Here is a 723-nt window from a genome sequence, read left to right on the forward strand (position 1 = left end):
TTGTCGGCATTAATGAAGGTATGATTTCTACCGAAGTGGCTCCGTTCGGTGGGGTAAAACAGTCTGGTATCGGACGTGAAGGGGCAAAACAAGGTATCGATGAATACATGGACATCAAATATCTCTGCTTTGGCGGCAACTAATTTAAGGACAAAACAATGACTAACCAACAACTACACCAAAGAAGAAGCCAAGTAATCGCTCAAGGTATGGGCGCACTTTATCCACTTTACGTTGAGAAAGCAGAGAACGCCCATGTATGGGACGTAGATGGCAACAAATACATCGATTTTGCTGCAGGCATTGCGGTAACCAATACCTGGACAACTTCTCTCATACCTGTGCGATGGTGACACCGTACGGTTCGTTTGTTGAACTGGCGGAAAAACTGACTGAACTTGCACCGGGCGATAGCGAAAAGAAAGCGATTTTCTTAACCACGGGCGCAGAGGCAGTAGAGAACGCAGTGAAAGTAGCACGTGCTCATACTGGTCGTAGTGGCGTTATCGCATTCAAAGGTGGTTTCCATGGTCGTACGAACATGACAATGGGTCTGACAGGTAAAGTTGCACCATACAAAGCGGGCTTTGGTCCTTTCCCTAATGAGATCTTCCATGCACCATACTATCAAGCAAAGTACCGTCTAGGTCAAAGGCAATGAATTTAATGTCTTGTTGAGTCATAACTTCCCTGAAGATTTTTATTTATAAATCGGTGAAAACG

At 45.0% G+C, this 723-nt stretch carries 1 protein-coding gene and 1 pseudogene; both read left to right on the forward strand.

Annotated elements, in window-relative coordinates; genetic code table 11:
* A partial coding sequence (locus KIV40_RS34165) for an aldehyde dehydrogenase family protein (protein ID WP_285353883.1) occupies positions 1 to 143 on the forward strand: 143 nt, incomplete at its 5' end.
* 15 nt (positions 144 to 158) lie between these two features.
* Positions 159 to 658, forward strand: a pseudogene (locus tag KIV40_RS34170) (aminotransferase class III-fold pyridoxal phosphate-dependent enzyme); the annotation flags it as partial.
* Between the last annotated feature and the right edge of the window lie 65 nt (positions 659 to 723).

It is taken from the genome of Vibrio sp. D173a, assembly GCF_030248475.1.